The sequence below is a fragment of the Kistimonas ophiarachnellae genome, assembly GCF_057552235.1.
Genome location: NZ_BAAJPA010000055.1, coordinates 1 through 882, shown reverse-complemented (window position 1 = coordinate 882; position 882 = coordinate 1). Strand labels below are relative to the sequence as shown.

General features: G+C 58.4%; 1 protein-coding gene. It reads left to right on the top strand.

Annotated elements, in window-relative coordinates:
- Positions 1-882: cadherin-like domain-containing protein (locus AC27K1_RS21595; RefSeq protein ID WP_487152863.1), on the top strand; the 882-nt coding region annotated here is incomplete at both ends.

Below are 882 nucleotides of genomic sequence, written 5' to 3'. Positions count from 1 at the left end.
TGTAGAGGGAGGCAGTATCACCCTGGTCAGTGGTGACGACCGGGGTATTACTCCTGCCGGCAACCAGTTGTTCGTAGATCCGTCCGCCTATGAATACCTGGCGGTGGGAGAAACGGCGGTGATCAGTTACCGCTATAACATTGAAGATGGCGAAGGCGGCACCGTGTCCCAGACCGCCACGGTAACCGTGACCGGCAGCAATGATGCGCCCGAGGTCAGTTCTGCGGTGGCTGTCGTCGATTCAGAAGACAATAACGCGATCAGGGTCGATCTGCTGGAACATGCCAGCGATATCGATACCTCGGATACCTTGAATATACAGTCGGGCAGCCTGGTGCTGACGGGCGGGAATGACGCAGGTGTCACGGTCAGCGGCAACAGTCTTGAGATCGATCTGGACGCCTATCACTATCTGGCGGTTGGCCAGTCCAACGTGATCTCTTATGACTACAACATTGTCGATGGCAATGGTGGGGTTGTTCCCCAGCAGGCCGTGGTGACGATCACCGGCAGAAATGACGGGCCGGAGGTCAGCGCGACGGTGACGTCCGGGGCGGGGGAGAATGACGCAGTATTTACCGTGGACCTGTTGTCCGGCACCACTGACGTGGATGCTACGGATGACCTGAACGTAATTAACCTCAGCCGGGTCAGCGGTGATGACCGCGGGGTTACGTATAATGGCAACAATCTGCAGGTGAACCCGGGCGCTTATGAATCCCTGGCGTTGGGCGAGACCGAGACGCTGGTGTATACCTTCCAGGTATCAGACGGCCGTGGTGGTGTTGTCAGCCAGAGCGCCGCTGTCACCATCACCGGCAGCAATGATCTCCCCACGGTCAGCGCCGGTGTAACGGCCAGCGCCAATGAAGACGACAGTGC